Below are 13,825 nucleotides of genomic sequence, written 5' to 3'. Positions count from 1 at the left end.
AACGCGCGAGGAAACCTATGAACAAGCAGCCAGAACTATCTGTCAGCGATTTTTTCAAATTTGGCAATGCGGCAGCGACTCATACCGCTTCGCTTCGCCTAAAATCGGAGAAGAGTGAAAAGCCGGAAGACAAGGTCGAAGCTGACTCCGCGTCTCAGGACTAAAAATTACTCGCCAAAGACGTGAAATCTAAGTGAATAAAGCCTGCGCCTAAACAGCGCAGGCACCAAATAAATCATGCTCGTCAGCATCTTCGATCACGGCATCAACAATATCGCCCACAGCCAGTTGCGCGCTAACATTGCGGAGGAAGACATTGCCGTCAATCTCCGGCGCATCGGCCTGTGAGCGCGCGGTTGCACCCAGGTCGCCATCCTCGTCCGGCTCTCCGATTTCATCGATGATGACTGGCAGGGTCCGCCCCACTTTTGCGGCAAGGCGCGCGGTGCTGATTGCGGCGGTTTTTTCCATGAGGCGCTGGTAGCGCTCTTCCTTGACCTCTTCTGGCAAGGCTCCGTCGAGAGCATTGGCGGCAGCCCCTTCAACCGGCTCGAAACGAAAAGCGCCAACACGGTCAAGCTGGGCTTCGTCCAGCCAATCCAGCAGATATTGAAAATCGTCTTCGGTTTCTCCCGGAAAGCCGACCACAAAGGTCGAACGGATCGTAAGATCAGGGCAAATCTCACGCCAGCTTTTCACGCGCTGCAGAACCTTGGCTTCATTGGCCGGGCGTTTCATGCGCTTGAGCACATTGGGTGCAGCATGCTGGAACGGAATGTCGAGATAGGGTGTAATCTTGCCTTCAGCCATCAAGGGGATGACCTTATCGACATGCGGATAAGGATAGACATAGTGCAACCGCGTCCACACACCCAGTTCGCCGAGCGCTTCGGCAAGATCAGTCATATGCGCGCGCACTTCGCGGCCCTGACCAATCGGCCCGTTCCAGATTTGCGGTTTGTGCTTGATATCGACGCCATAGGCCGATGTATCCTGCGAAATAATCAGCAATTCCTTGGTGCCCGCCGCGACCAGTTTTTCGGCTTCGCGCAAGATCGCATCGGGGCGTCGTGATACCAGGTCACCGCGCAAGGACGGGATGATACAAAATGAACAGCGATGATTGCAGCCTTCTGAAATCTTCACATAACTATAATGGCGCGGAGTCAGTTTCAGGCCTGCATCAGGCACGAGATCAACAAACGCACCGCGAGCTGCCGGAGCCGCTTCATGGACGGCGCTCACCACATCTTCATATTGATGCGCGCCGGTAACCGCCAGCACGTCGGGGAAGCGAGCGCGGATTACATCGGCTTCGTTTCCCATGCAGCCAGTGACGATAACTCGCCCATTTTCGGCCATTGCTTCGCCGATCGCGTCCAGGCTTTCCTCTTTGGCGCTGTCCAGAAAACCGCAGGTGTTAACCAGAACCACATCAGCACCCGCATAGTCGGCGGACATCTGATAGCCATCGGACCTTAGTTGCGTGAGGATGCGTTCGCTGTCGACCAAGGCCTTGGGACAGCCAAGCGAGACCATGCCCACTTTGGGCGGCGAGGGAATAGTAGTTGCCATATCGGCTGCGCCCTTACGCCCAATTGGCAAGGGAGTCACGCCCAGTTGCGCGTATTCTGGATTTTCACCGATTTTCAGTGTAATAACGACATGTTCGCAATTCTGGGGAGGATGGGATGAATATTTTTGATGTAAACTGGATCGCGGTGGTGGCCGCAGCGGCAATGGGCTTTCTCGTTGGCGGGCTTTGGTACGGGCCAATCATGGGCAAAAAATGGATGGGCGCGGTTGGCCTGTCCGAAGACCAGATCAAAGAAGGCAATATGGGGATGATCTATGGCGGCGCGTTTGCGTTCAGCCTGCTCGCCTCATGGACATTGGCGCACACTTTCGCGAGCTACGGCACGGACTTCAGCTTTGCGGTCAAAGTGCTGACCGCATTTGGTGTGGCGCTGGGCTTTATCGTTCCTGCGATTGGTACCAATTATCTGTTCTCGCAGAAGGGCAAGGCATTGTTCTTCATCGATGCCGGTTACTGGCTGTTGTTCTATATCGCAATGGGCACTGTTCACGCCTGGCTGGGTTAGGCCTCGCTGGCTAGGGTATCGGCAATAATTCGCCATATTTCAGCGTTGACGCCCATGGACATATGCGTGCTGTTCACCTTGATATGACGGGCATGGGCGTTGTAATGGTCGATCGCAATATCGCTACTCACAACGCCGTCACTCTCGCTGTAGATTACGGTTAGCGGTTGAGTGATCGGGACGAGATTGCGCCGGTGCAGTTGCGCTTCCAGTGCATCCATGTCTGTGTCTCGGTCGCGCGAAAATCGCTGACCGGCAACCCCGTCACGCGGCACACCGCCAACGGGCGTTCCCATCGTGATCACCTCATGCACCAAGTCGGGCCGTTCCCGGGCCAGCCGGCGTGAAATTGCGCCCCCGAGGCTCCAGCCAATCATCGTCACCGGAGCGCCGCCTTGGTTGTCGAAGTGTTTGGCAAGCTGGTTTGTATATGTCGCAACGTCCCCCATATTCCGGCCCAGTCCCCATTGCGACACGGCGTAACCGAGATGGCTCAAAAATCCGTGCAACGGCCGCATCGAAAGCTCGCTTGCATAATAGCCTGGAAGCAGCATCACCGGTCGGCCATCTCCACGCGGTGCGCCCAGCAGCATCGGCGATTGAGCAGCAAACTTCAGCGCATCCAGCGGAAAAACAAATTCTCGAAATTGGTTCCACCGGCGCCGTCGCGCTGAAATGACCGGCTCACGTGCGTCAGTCATATTCTTCATCGGCAGGACTATAAGCGCCGTTGCCGGGAATAATTTCTACAATGATATCACCGGCTTCAAGCAGTTTCACTTCATTTTCCCAGAAACCATAAACGTCCTGACCGCGATATATCCGAACGCCGAGACCATCCTTGACGACATCATTCATCGCCATGCCGACCTCATCATCCTTCACGCTGCGCTGGACCAGTTTTACACGGCCCGTGGCAGACGCAAGATCACTGAGATAATCGGATATTTTCGCGCCTTCACAGCTCCCCGCCAGCAACAGACCGGCAAAACTCACGGGATTGATCACTGTGGTCGCTCCGGCCTGTCGGGCGAGGAGTTCGTTATCGGCTGCCTTGATCGAAACGCTGATTGGCAGATGATAGGCGAGATGGCGCGCAGTCAGCACAATCAATATGCTGGTGTCATCCCGCCCCGCAGACACGATCATCGATCGCGCGCGGGAAATCTTGACATCCATCAGGGCGCCATCACGCGTGGCGTCGCCATTGATCACCGCGCAGCCCATTTTTTCGGCCAGAGCAAGGGCTTCGTCGGATTGGTCTATCACCACAATTTCTTCGGGCTTTGTTCCGCGAGCAAGCAATTCTGCCACCGCCTCGCTGCCGCTAGTGCCAAAACCGGCAATTACGATATGGTCCTGCAAATTGCTTTGAATGAGTTTCATGCGCCATCTATCCCAGGTTTTCTTGAGTACGAAGTTATAGGCCGTGCCAACAAAGATAAGCACGACAAAAATACGGATCGGCGTCACCACCAGCGCATCGAACAACCGGGCGCGCTCGGTAACCGGAGCAATATCGCCATAACCGGTCGTCGTAATTGAAATCATGGTGAAATAGATGACATCAATCAGACTGACATCGCCATCATAACTATCCTGCAACCCGTTGCGATCAAAATAGTGGACCGCAATCGCCGCACCAATCAGAAAGAGAACGAAGCCCACCCGAAGCGTCACATCCAGCCAGATCGGCAGGCGCGATTCACGCTTTAGCGTGACATAATCGGAAATTTTAATATTTTTGGGTCGAGCCATGTTGTTCAGCTGCGCTTGGGCAAATAGGCTGCCGGATCAACCGGCTTGCGATCCTTGCGGATCTCGAAATGCAATTGCGGCTCGGTTACATAGCCGCTTTCCCCGGCGGTTCCGATAACGTCGCCCATTTTCACTTTCTGACCGCGCGCAACGTCCAGCGAAGCAGCGTGGCCATAAGCAGTGACCCAGCCATCGCCGTGGTTGATAAGCACCAAACCCCCGAACACGCCGATTTCATCGCCAGCATAAGCGATCACTCCGTCACCAGCCGCCTGGATAGGCGTTCCGGCCGGGACCGCAATATTGAGGCCATCGTTGACCTTGCCACCGCCCTTGCTGCCGAAACTGGAGAGCAATTTGCCCGACACAGGCCAGTTGAAACGGCCAGTAAAACCGGCTGGCACCACAACAGCCTGGGTGGGCGCAATCGTCTTGCGCCATTCCGAAGGTTCTTCGCCGGATGCGTTAGCGGCCAAAGCAGGCTGGCTGCCTGTTACCAAATCATCAATATCAAGACTAAAAGCCGCAGCCCGCTGTTCGATTGACATATTCGCAGGATCAGCCGGAGTAGTGGCGGGAAGCCTCAATTTCTGGCCAACCCGCAAAATATACGGTTCTTCGAGGCCATTGAGAGCAACCACTTCTTTCCAGGGCGCACCATAGGCACGCGCGATGGAAATGCCGGTCTCTCCAGAATTTACCGTGTGATATTTCCCACCTGTGATTTTAAGCTGTTGGCCCGGCTTGATGATATAGGGCTCTACCAATCCATTTTCGGCCGCGATAATTTGTGATCCGGCACCTGTTTTATTGGCGATGCCGCGCAACGTATCACCAGGTTGAACGACATATATGCCGCCATCCACAGACACGGCATTGGGCGCTACAGCGCGCGATTGCCATGTCGAGGACTGTGCTGGATCGGGAGCAGAAGTGTCTCGATATTGTCCAAGAACCGCATTGTCGGTTTCCAGCGTTGGAGCAGGGTCATTCTGGGGCCAACTGTAATCACGGCCCGGCGGAATACATGCAGACACGACCAGTGCCAAAATAAGGATCATAATCTTACGCATGAAAGCCCCGCTAACGCCAACTCCTGCCTTGGTTAACCGCCTTAGTAGCAGCAAATCGCCGACTTGCCAGCCTTACTGTGCCCAGACAATTGTAAAACCGTGGTTATCGTGTAAGTTTCTCATCCGAAAACTCTGAAAACAATGCGATCACACAATATTTCCGGGAACTATCATGATCAATATCGCCCGTATTTTGTTGACCATAGCTGCCATCCAATATGGACTGATCCCGCCGATTGTAGACTTTACCGAAAGTCATGTTTTCCATGAAGCCTGGCCACCGCACGCCCGTTTTCACATGGTATGGTTGCTTACCGTCGGTTCGGGGCTTGCAGCCTATATTATCTATCTGGTCTGGAGCCCCGCGCGCAACAAGCGCAGGCAATTGAAAATAGCATCCATTTTGGGCGCGATTATCCTCGGCGGTTTTTTCATTACAACGTCAACGCGAGGTCTGTTTGGCGGAGAACTGGCTGATCCTGCACATCAGATTTCGATACTGGGAATGGACGGTAATCTACTTTCTTTCGGCATTGCTGCGGTCCTTCAGATCACCGCGATGGCCATAATCTGGGTGGAACCGGAAAGACGCTAGGCGTTAATCCCCGTAAAGGGTCTTGAGTGTATCCATCGATTGATAATGGGTGAGATCAAGGTGCAACGGTGTTACTGACACATAGCCTTCGGCAATCGCTTCCAGATCGGTGCTGTGCGCAGGTGTCTCGACCATCGGACCCAGTCCAAACCAATGGTATTCAAACCCGCGCGGGTCTCGGTTGCTGACAATTTGAAGCCGCCCATAATCGCGGATCCCTTGCGATACAACGCGCACACCTTTGACATCCGCAGCGGGAAGAGCCGGAAAATTGATATTCATCAATGTCCGGTGGTCCATGCGTCGCTTGATCAGCGGCCGTAACACCCGCTCGCCCCATTTTTGAGCGGCATCAAATGGCACATCATTACCCATATCTTCGCGGGCATAAGCCTGACTCAGCGCAATTGACGGGATTCCCGCCAATGCACCTTCCATGGCAGCAGAGGCAGTGCCGGAATAGGTCACATCTTCGCCCAGGTTCGCGCCGCGATTGACACCGGACAAGATAAGATCAGGCGGTCCGTCCTTCATGATTTTAGCGACTGCCATCATCACGCTGTCGGTCGGCGTGCCATCAACCGAATATTGCTGATCGCCACGTTGGCGGATGCGCAGCGGTCGCGTCAAAGTCAGCGAATGGCCAGCGCCGGATTGCTCTTCCGAAGGCGCAACGATCCACAAATCATTGGAAAGCGTTTGCGCAATATCGAGCAGCACCTTCATGCCCGGTGCATCAAAACCATCGTCATTAGTGAGAAGAATGCGCATCAGGTTGCAGGCTCCAGCTTTTCAATCCCACCCATATAGGGTTTTAACACGGTCGGGATCGTGACAGAACCATCTTGCTGCTGATAATTTTCGAGAACCGCGACTAATGTGCGGCCAACCGCAAGGCCAGAGCCATTGAGCGTATGCACAAATTGCGTTCCCTTTGTTTCACCCTCGGGGCGAAATCTGGTGTTCATCCGGCGCGCCTGATATTCTCCGCAATTGGAGATGCTGGATATTTCGCGGTAACTATCCTGCCCCGGCAACCAGACTTCCAGATCAAAGGTTTTGCGCGCCGTTGCGCCCATATCACCGGTGCAAAGCAGCATCTTTCGATAAGGCAATTCCAGCGCCTGCAAAATCGATTCCGCCGCAGCGGTCATCCGTTCGTGCTCGGCGTCGCTTTCTTCCGGACGGGCAATCGCAACCAGTTCAATCTTCTCAAACTGATGCTGGCGGATATAGCCCTTGGTATCCCGTCCGGCCGATCCAGCTTCGGAACGGAAACAGGGCGTCAGTGCGGTCAGGCGAATGGGAAGATCGGCTTCGGATAAAATCTCTTCGCGGACGCTATTGGTGATGCTGACTTCCGCAGTGGGAATAAGCCAGCGACCGTCAGTCGTTTGAAAGAGGTCTTCGGCAAACTTCGGCAGCTGGCCTGTACCAAATACAGCTTCGTCACGCACCAGCAACGGCGGCGCGCACTCGGTGTAACCGTTTTCGCCGGTTTGGTGATTGAGCATGAACTGCGCAAGCGCCCGTTGCAACCGAGCCATCTGTCCGCGCAAAAAGGTAAATCGCGCGCCCGACATTTTCGCCGCCGTTTCAAACTCCAGTCCAAGCGCTGGGCCAATATCGCTATGTTCCTTTGGCGCAAAATCAAACGAGCGCGGTGTTCCCCATCGCTCCAGCTCGACATTGCCATCTTCATCCTCTCCGACGGGAACATCATCCATTGGCACATTGGGCAACGCAGCGAGCACAACCTGCAACTTTGCAGATACTTCACGCTCCTGCTCTTCCAACGCTGGTAGATCCGTTTTCAGAGCTGCAACCTCGGCCAACAGTGTCTGAGCGGTTTTTTCGTCGCCCTGCGCCTTGGCTTTGCCAATAGCTTTTGAAGCTTCATTGCGCCGGGCCTGGCCTTGCTGCAGTTCGGTCGCGATACCGCGGTTTTCCTCATCCAGAGCGAGTATTTCGGCGGCAATCGGACCGGCACCGCGCCGCGCAAGCGCCGCATCAAAATCGGCAGGGTTTTCCCGGATATATTTTAGATCATGCATGACCAGAGCCTATGCCGAGCGGATTGATTTCATTCAAGTATCAATCGCAATGGTGTCAGCAAGCTAAGGCTGTTTCCAACATTGGGGTCCGGGCCGCAACATAATTTCCAACATTGGCAACGATCAATCCAACATCACCTGTTCAACCGTCGCTGCGCGGCACCTTTGTCAACTTCGAAGCCCGATGATGAAATTGCGCCAAGAGCAATCAGGTCCAGAGCATCGATTCGCCAGATCGCAACAAAAAATCAAAAAGCGGCCAGATTTCTCCGGCCGCTCTCTGATTGGACTATGTTGTCGCTTTTAAGCGTCGATCAGCTTCTTCGCTTTGCGGCGGCGGGCAAAGACTGCCGCTGCTGCTGCACCGAAGAGCAGGACCACTGGAGGCGCTGGAACTTCCGTTCCGCCAGTAGAGCCGCCGGTTGATCCGCCGCTGCTCGCGCCGGAAGAGGTGCTGGAACCGCTGCTCGAAGATGAGGTGGAGGAGCTACCCGATGACGTGCTGTTGCCGCCAAAGCTCGAAGAGCCCCCGGTTGCGCCGGAAGAGGTCGAGGTTGATCCACCCGATGATCCGCTGCTACCCGAAGAGCCGGTGCTGCCGTTAGAGCCGCCACCCGAAGAGCTGGAAGAACTTGAACTACCCGAAGACGAACTGCTCGAAGAGCTAGCGCCGGATGAACCGGAACTTCCTGAACTTCCTGAACTACCCGACGAACCGGAGCTCCCACTTGAGCCGTTGCTACCACCAGTAGAGCCCGTGCTGGTGTTTCCGGAAGAACCACCAGGGTGGCCGCTGGAAGTGTTACCGCTGGAAGTCATGCCACTCGATGTATTGCCGCTAGAAGTCATACCGCTGCTACCGCCAGACGAGCTGGAAGAACTGCTCGATGAGCTTGAACTGCTAGAACTGCTGGAAGAACTGCTGCTTCCGCCAGTCGAGGTGCTGACACCGCCGGTGGACGTTGAAACGCCGCCGGTTGAAGTGCTCACACCGCCCGTTGAGGTGCTAACGCCGCCCGTTGAAGTGCTGACACCACCGGTTGAACTGGAAATATTGCCCGATGAAGTTGACGTCGAACCGCCGGTTGAGGTACTTGAAAAGCCGCCAGTAGAGGTCGAAGTGGATCCGCCAGTGCTGGTCAAGCCACCCGTAGAGGTAGAGGTTGAACCGCCGGTGCTGGAAAAACCGCCTGTCGAGGTCGAAGTTGAACCACCGCTAGTCGAGCTACCGCCCGAAGAGGTGCTGGTCGAGCCGCCGCTGCTGGTCGAAGAGATAATAACGCTTCCGCCGCCACTTCCGCCGCCACCGCCGCCGAAGAAACCTCCGAAGAAGCCGCCGCCAAAGCCGCCGCCACCGCCGCCGCTGCCACCAATTACGACAGGAACACTGCCGCCGCCACCTTCAAGCACAGGAATCTGAGGAGGTGGAGGCGGAATATATTGTGGAAGCGGAATAGGTTGCGGTGCCGGTGCCTGAGCAATGGTCACAACGCTCGGCGCACATGCCGTTACTGTCTTGGTCGTAACCGTGCGGCGGGTCCGTTTAACTTTGCGCGCTGAAGCGCCCTGTTTCAGAACACGACCGCGAATTTTCTTTTGCGATGATGCTTTTTGAACATAGGGTGCCGCTGGAGCTTCTGTTACATGAACCGCACCGCCGCCGATTAAAGCGCCACCGCATGTGCATGCACATAATTTTGCTAAAGCCATTCGTACCGACATAGTATTTACTCTCTTCCGCTTTGGAACCTTCTACGGAGATCCATGAATATGCTTGGATCGCCCTTTCCGAATTCCGGACATGAACCAAAAGCGCAGAAGAAAGAGTTAATCACAATTGCGTTAACCCTGATTCCATCAAGAAAAATTCAAAAAACCTAGCGAGCGCATCACCAAGCAGAGTTAATGTCCCGAATTGAGACCATTTCCAGTTAGATTATTGCCAGATCGCGTTGTTTTTGAACAATTCCTACGTTGCTTGAATCCATATTGGGAATGACGAAAGCGCAAATTCACTCTCTAGCGCATGCTATTCCAGCGCCCGGCCAAACCACTGAAAAGTTTCTCGTGCTGGCATCATTTTGCGCCTTGTCTCGCATTCAAGCCATGGTTATAGGCGCGCCATTACCGCCGATATTTCGATATTCGGTTTAACAGATGGGCTCAGATGATGGAGAGTAAATTGGCATCGTCAGCAAAGCAAAATTCAGCGAACAAATCCCGGTCCGATAAGGGCTCTGCACATAATATTGATCTTCCAGCGGGCTATGAACCGAGCGAAGACGAAGAGTTCATGAATGAATATCAACAGGCTTATTTCAAAAACGCGCTTCAACAGTGGAAGAAATCAATTGTTGAAGAATCGAAAGAGACGCTCGCTCATTTGCAAGATGGCCCAATCCAGGAGGCCGATCTAAATGATCGCGCATCCAGCGAAACCGATTGGGGACTGGAACTGAGGACCCGAGATCGCCAGCGCAAGCTGACGTCTAAAATTGATTCGGCGTTGCGCCGGATAGAGGAGGGTGAATATGGCTATTGCCAAGTGACCGGAGAACCAATTTCTCTGGAACGCCTCAAAGCCCGACCCATTGCCACAATGACAGTTGAAGCACAGGAAGCACACGAACGGAACGAGAAAATCTCTCGCGACCAGTAACGCAATTGCTGCGAGAAAAAGGTCAGCTAGAAAATTGGCCCCTGGCAGCTAGATCACGGTGCGTCAGCCACATTCATTGTGCCATTCGGCTATCAAATAAATGATACGTCCATTTACAATCAGCCCAATAGCATATTAAATTAACCAAATTTCCATCCTTTTGGTCCTATTCTCTCTTTCGAAGCAAAATATTTTGCAATTTGAAACGCGGGATGCACATGAGAGAGCCATTTGACGAAAATCTGGGGCCAAACAGCCAAACCAGTGGACAGGCGAAACGCGAGCTTGATCGTGATAGCCTTTTCCTGAAGGCTAACCTTAAGTTTGTAGACGGCGATGACTGCGGCGAAGTCCGTATCCGCAATCTTTCCGCGGGTGGTTTGATGGCTGAAGCACCCGTCAGAGCAAAACGCGGCGACAAGGTAGAATTGGAACTGCGCAACATCGGCCAAGTTTCAGGATATGTCGCCTGGGTGGCGCAAGGCCGTTTTGGTGTAGCGTTTGACTATGCCATTGATCCGAAACTGGCACGCAAACCAGTCGGTCAATCCAAACTCGAATTGCCGCGATATTTAAAACAGCATGCCGCGAAAAGAACGCCGCTGAAACACGGACAGGGTCCTCGCTAGTCAAAGTCGCCCGTCTTCATTACTAGTAAGATACAGGGTTGATTACCGATCGCCCCCTGCATAGGACCGTTTAATCAACTGATTAATACGGAGCCCGCTATGCCTGGACCACTTGCTGGAATTAACATCGTCGAATTTGCCGGAATTGGCCCAGGGCCTTTCTGCGGTATGATGCTGGCCGATCAAGGCGCGCATGTGACTGTTTTGCACCGTCCCGGTGGGGCGCCGGACGGACGATTAGCACTGTCTCGATCGCGCAAGATGGTGGAAATAGATCTCAAATCACCAGATGGTATTCAAAAAGCACGGGATATCGTTGCGAAGGCCGATGGCCTGATCGAAGGCTTCCGCCCCGGTGTCATGGAGCGGCTCGGGCTTGGCCCCGACGTGTTGTTAGCGGACAATCCTGCTCTCGTTTACGGTCGTATGACAGGTTGGGGACAATATGGATCTTTGGCGCATGCTGCGGGTCATGACATCAACTATATCTCGGTTTCCGGCGCGCTACACGCATTTGGTCGAAAAGGTGAAAAGCCGACGCCGCCGATAAACATGATCGGTGATTTCGGCGGTGGTGGCATGATGCTCGCCTTTGGCATGGTGTCTGCGCTGTTACACGCCAAAACCGGCGGCACTGGCCAGGTTGTCGATTGCGCAATGACCGATGGATCTGCGGCTTTGATGGCGATGATTTTCGATTTTCACAATATAGGTCAGTGGCAGGATGAGCGCGGTGTAAACCTGCTGGATACGGGCGCGCATTTTTATGATAGCTATGAAACCGATGATGGCAAATATGTATCCATTGGTTCCATCGAGCCACAATTTTATGCCCAGTTACGCAAAGTGGCTGGCTTGCAGGACGACCCTGACTTCGACGCGCAAATGAACCCGAAAATGTGGGCTCCGCTGAAGGAAAAGCTGACTGCCTTGTTTAAAACCAAAACTCGCGATGAGTGGTGCGCTTTGATGGAAGGTACGGATATCTGCTTTGCGCCTGTGCTTTCGCTGGCAGAAGCGAAACAACATCCGCATAATGTGGAGCGCGAGACTTTTGTCGATGTCGGCGGCTATTTGCAGCCAGCACCGGCGCCGCGTTATTCCGTAACAGTGTCAGAAAAGCCCACGCCACCAGAGTAGGTAAATGCACTCATCTTGCGACGGTGACCACAGCATCGGCATAGCGCGGACCGATAGGCACCTGGTTTCCGTCAATGAGTATGGCGTATTGACGGCGACCTTTCCTGCGGATTTCACCGATCATGTCGCGGCGCACCATGGCTGACCGATGCACGCGAACAAACATGTCCGGCGGCAGTTTCTTGATCAGGGAATACATCGATTCATGGATGAGATAGCTACAACCAGGCAGGCAAAGACGCATATAGTCGCGTTCTGCTTCTATCCGTTCAATATCAGCGGATCTAATCTGCAGAGAAGTCTCACCGTCCCGAACCCATAAGCTATGGTCAGGTGCGGCTTTTCTATTTTCGCGCTGCAATTTTTCGCCGGCTCTCGCCAAAGCCTCTATCAACAGGACTTCTTTTACCGGTTTCAACAGATAATCAACCGCTTCCAGCCGAAAAGCCTGCACAGCATATCTGCTATGTGCAGTGGTAAAAATGACCTTCGGCGCGCTTTCCATCTGTTGGCAATGATCTGCGATCTCTACACCCGAAATATCTGGCATATCAATATCCAGCAGCACGATGTCCGGTAAATTATCATTGATATGTTGCAAGGCTGCCGTTCCGCTGGCTGCGACGGCAACGTGGGCGATACTTTCAATGCGATGGCATAAAACCTGCAATCGCCGGCATGCCAATGGTTCATCATCTACGATTAGAATATTGAGATTACCGTTTACTGGCATCGCTACGCATCTTGCAGAATCTGAGATTCGCCGGGAATTACAATAGATGCCGTAATCATATTGGCACGGCTGTTGCCAGTTATCAAAGCAGCGGTCGAACCATAAATCGCCGCCAGTCGCTCGCGCACGTTGATCAGACCGGTGCCTGTGCCGCTATCAGCATTTGCACCGATTATCATCCGTCCGTTATTTGATACGCTTAAGTTCAACCTTCCGTCTACCAGTCTTGCATCAATCAGGATACTGACCGGACTGGTCGACTTTGCCACGCCATATTTTATTGCATTCTCGATCAGCGGCTGGATAATTAGCGCCGGGATTGTCCACTCGCGGACAACTTCACTGACCGTCGCTTCAAAATGCAAGCGGTTAGGAAAACGCACTTTTTCAATCTCAAGATAACGTATTTGTTGAGCAATTTCTTGTTCTATAGTAACAAATTGCCCATCACCCAATGTCAGCACGTCGCGCATATAATCAGCCAACCCGTCCACCAGCTTCTCGGCTTGCGGGTTTTTATTCTCAACAATCAGACTGCTAACCGAGTTTAGCGCGTTAAACACAAAATGCGGGTTCAGTTGGAAACGCAAGGCTTTAATCTCGCTTTCTCGCGTCACTTTTTCCAGACGCCGATTATTGCCCATAGTCTGTTTCATCGATCGATTGCGGACAACCGACCAAAACAAGATTCCCCAGCCAGCAAATAGCAAATAGCGAACAAAAACAGCGTCAAAATATGGCAGACCATTTACGCTGTTCTCGGGAATGATGCTCGGCGCAGTCTGGAGAATGGTCACCTGTGGGACAATATTCCATTCCACATAAGTAACGATAATGGCCAATAACAGCGGCGGGATAGTAAGCAGCGGAACCGAAGCGGCGTTGTCTCCCTTGTCTGTCAGAATAAGGACACGATAGAGGCACCAGGTCAGAATCAACGAAAGGCCGGTGACTATCGATTGTTGTCCAAAATTTATGCATGCAACCGGTGCACCGGAAATCACCATACGGGCGACGGCGTAAATAAGGTGAATGCTCCAGACAAATGCGATAGTTTTTATCGCGATGTCCGAATGAAGCGG

General features: G+C 53.4%; 14 protein-coding genes. 6 read left to right on the top strand and 8 right to left on the bottom strand.

The window, feature by feature from the left end; genetic code table 11:
* Positions 1–210: 210 nt before the first annotated feature.
* The gene (gene rimO / locus HF685_RS14655; protein WP_168820620.1) at positions 211–1,575 is read right to left on the bottom strand and encodes a 30S ribosomal protein S12 methylthiotransferase RimO; all 1,365 of its coding nucleotides are present in this window, start codon (positions 1,573–1,575) and stop codon (positions 211–213) included.
* A gap of 116 nt (positions 1,576–1,691) precedes the next feature.
* On the opposite strand from rimO, the gene HF685_RS14650 reads away from it, so the two are divergent.
* The gene (locus tag HF685_RS14650; RefSeq protein ID WP_168820619.1) at positions 1,692–2,102 is read left to right on the top strand and encodes a DUF1761 domain-containing protein; all 411 of its coding nucleotides are present in this window, start codon (positions 1,692–1,694) and stop codon (positions 2,100–2,102) included.
* Here HF685_RS14650 and HF685_RS14645 read toward each other — a convergent pair.
* Genes HF685_RS14645 through HF685_RS14635 form a run of 3 tightly spaced genes read right to left on the bottom strand, consistent with a single transcriptional unit; the run spans position 2,099 to position 4,933 of the window.
* The gene (locus tag HF685_RS14645; RefSeq protein WP_168820618.1) at positions 2,099–2,803 is read right to left on the bottom strand and encodes an alpha/beta fold hydrolase; all 705 of its coding nucleotides are present in this window, start codon (positions 2,801–2,803) and stop codon (positions 2,099–2,101) included. The two genes, HF685_RS14650 and HF685_RS14645, sit on opposite strands and share 4 nt — an antisense overlap.
* On the bottom strand, positions 2,796–3,860 hold the full coding sequence (locus tag HF685_RS14640) for a potassium channel family protein (RefSeq protein ID WP_168820617.1): 1,065 nt from the start codon (positions 3,858–3,860) through the stop codon (positions 2,796–2,798). The genes HF685_RS14645 and HF685_RS14640 overlap by 8 nt, the downstream gene beginning before the upstream one ends.
* Before the next feature lie 5 nt (positions 3,861–3,865).
* Positions 3,866–4,933, bottom strand: coding sequence for a M23 family metallopeptidase (locus tag HF685_RS14635; RefSeq protein ID WP_168820616.1), 1,068 nt, complete (start codon positions 4,931–4,933; stop codon positions 3,866–3,868).
* Between the two features lie 172 nt (positions 4,934–5,105).
* Between HF685_RS14635 and HF685_RS14630 the strand changes: the two genes are divergently transcribed.
* Positions 5,106–5,528, top strand: a complete 423-nt coding sequence (locus HF685_RS14630; protein ID WP_168820615.1) for a DUF6640 family protein — start codon at positions 5,106–5,108, stop codon at positions 5,526–5,528.
* Between the two features lie 3 nt (positions 5,529–5,531).
* Here the strand turns inward: HF685_RS14630 and surE are convergent, their stop codons facing one another.
* Positions 5,532–6,299, bottom strand: a complete 768-nt coding sequence (surE, locus tag HF685_RS14625; protein ID WP_168820614.1) for a 5'/3'-nucleotidase SurE — start codon at positions 6,297–6,299, stop codon at positions 5,532–5,534.
* Positions 6,299–7,582, bottom strand: a complete 1,284-nt coding sequence (gene serS / locus HF685_RS14620; RefSeq protein WP_168820613.1) for a serine--tRNA ligase — start codon at positions 7,580–7,582, stop codon at positions 6,299–6,301. The genes surE and serS overlap by 1 nt, the downstream gene beginning before the upstream one ends.
* Before the next feature lie 328 nt (positions 7,583–7,910).
* Here serS and HF685_RS16145 point away from each other — a divergent pair, with 328 nt between their 5' ends.
* From HF685_RS16145 to HF685_RS14595, 4 genes are all read left to right on the top strand, one after another.
* On the top strand, positions 7,911–9,002 hold the full coding sequence (locus tag HF685_RS16145) for a hypothetical protein (protein ID WP_211051237.1): 1,092 nt from the start codon (positions 7,911–7,913) through the stop codon (positions 9,000–9,002).
* 828 nt (positions 9,003–9,830) lie between these two features.
* Positions 9,831–10,241, top strand: a complete 411-nt coding sequence (gene dksA, locus HF685_RS14605) for an RNA polymerase-binding protein DksA (RefSeq protein WP_246218841.1) — start codon at positions 9,831–9,833, stop codon at positions 10,239–10,241.
* A 218-nt stretch (positions 10,242–10,459) separates the two neighbouring features.
* Complete coding sequence (locus tag HF685_RS14600) at positions 10,460–10,870, top strand: PilZ domain-containing protein (RefSeq protein ID WP_168820612.1); 411 nt, start codon at positions 10,460–10,462, stop codon at positions 10,868–10,870.
* Positions 10,871–10,969: 99 nt separating this feature from the next.
* On the top strand, positions 10,970–12,010 hold the full coding sequence (locus HF685_RS14595) for a CaiB/BaiF CoA transferase family protein (RefSeq protein ID WP_168820611.1): 1,041 nt from the start codon (positions 10,970–10,972) through the stop codon (positions 12,008–12,010).
* A gap of 10 nt (positions 12,011–12,020) precedes the next feature.
* Here HF685_RS14595 and HF685_RS14590 read toward each other — a convergent pair whose 3' ends face one another.
* Both HF685_RS14590 and HF685_RS14585 read right to left on the bottom strand, forming a co-directional pair.
* Positions 12,021–12,743: a LytR/AlgR family response regulator transcription factor gene (locus HF685_RS14590; RefSeq protein WP_168820610.1), complete on the bottom strand. Its 723-nt coding sequence runs from the start codon at positions 12,741–12,743 to the stop codon at positions 12,021–12,023.
* A 2-nt stretch (positions 12,744–12,745) separates the two neighbouring features.
* The gene (locus HF685_RS14585) at positions 12,746–13,681 is read right to left on the bottom strand and encodes a sensor histidine kinase (protein ID WP_168820609.1); all 936 of its coding nucleotides are present in this window, start codon (positions 13,679–13,681) and stop codon (positions 12,746–12,748) included.
* Positions 13,682–13,825: the final 144 nt, after the last annotated feature.

Origin of the sequence: Parasphingorhabdus halotolerans (assembly GCF_012516475.1) — a bacterium.
Lineage (GTDB): Bacteria > Pseudomonadota > Alphaproteobacteria > Sphingomonadales > Sphingomonadaceae > Parasphingorhabdus > Parasphingorhabdus halotolerans.
Note: the sequence above shows the minus strand (reverse complement) of the source record. Positions and strands in the feature narration are given on the sequence as shown.

Excerpts from the sequence above, each read along its gene's own strand:
- rimO (WP_168820620.1), bottom strand. The coding sequence starts at position 1,575 with ATGGCAACTACTATTCCCTCGCCGCCCAAAGTGGGCATGGTCTCGCTT.
- HF685_RS14650 (WP_168820619.1), top strand. The coding sequence starts at position 1,692 with ATGAATATTTTTGATGTAAACTGGATCGCGGTGGTGGCCGCAGCGGCA.
- HF685_RS14645 (WP_168820618.1), bottom strand. The coding sequence starts at position 2,803 with ATGACTGACGCACGTGAGCCGGTCATTTCAGCGCGACGGCGCCGGTGG.
- HF685_RS14640 (WP_168820617.1), bottom strand. The coding sequence starts at position 3,860 with ATGGCTCGACCCAAAAATATTAAAATTTCCGATTATGTCACGCTAAAG.
- HF685_RS14635 (WP_168820616.1), bottom strand. The coding sequence starts at position 4,933 with ATGCGTAAGATTATGATCCTTATTTTGGCACTGGTCGTGTCTGCATGT.
- HF685_RS14630 (WP_168820615.1), top strand. The coding sequence starts at position 5,106 with ATGATCAATATCGCCCGTATTTTGTTGACCATAGCTGCCATCCAATAT.
- surE (WP_168820614.1), bottom strand. The coding sequence starts at position 6,299 with ATGCGCATTCTTCTCACTAATGACGATGGTTTTGATGCACCGGGCATG.
- serS (WP_168820613.1), bottom strand. The coding sequence starts at position 7,582 with ATGCATGATCTAAAATATATCCGGGAAAACCCTGCCGATTTTGATGCG.
- HF685_RS14600 (WP_168820612.1), top strand. The coding sequence starts at position 10,460 with ATGAGAGAGCCATTTGACGAAAATCTGGGGCCAAACAGCCAAACCAGT.
- HF685_RS14595 (WP_168820611.1), top strand. The coding sequence starts at position 10,970 with ATGCCTGGACCACTTGCTGGAATTAACATCGTCGAATTTGCCGGAATT.
- HF685_RS14590 (WP_168820610.1), bottom strand. The coding sequence starts at position 12,743 with ATGCCAGTAAACGGTAATCTCAATATTCTAATCGTAGATGATGAACCA.